The organism is Gilliamella sp. Pas-s27 (genome assembly GCF_009795865.1).
Taxonomy (GTDB): domain Bacteria; phylum Pseudomonadota; class Gammaproteobacteria; order Enterobacterales; family Orbaceae; genus Gilliamella.
In genome coordinates, this window is sequence record NZ_WTEW01000175.1 from 1 (window position 1) to 205 (window position 205).

Consider the following 205-nt stretch of genomic DNA (forward strand, 5'->3'; position numbering starts at 1 on the left):
TCGTCGTCAACGAATGAAATGGCCGCTGACTTAGGTATAAACTGACGTATTAAGCCATTGGTGTTTTCATTTGTGCCTCTTTGCCTGCTTTTATAAGGCTCCGCAAAGTATACGGTAGTGTTTAAATAATGCTCAATCGCATGATGATAATTAAATTCCATCCCATTATCAAAGGTGATGCTTTTAACCATCTTTTTAAACGGCG

Annotated in this window: 1 protein-coding gene; it reads right to left on the reverse strand. The window is 38.5% G+C overall.

Going from position 1 to position 205, the window contains the following annotated elements; genetic code table 11:
* A partial coding sequence (locus tag GQ589_RS12375; protein ID WP_160426520.1) for an IS30 family transposase occupies nt 1-205 on the reverse strand: 205 nt, incomplete at both ends.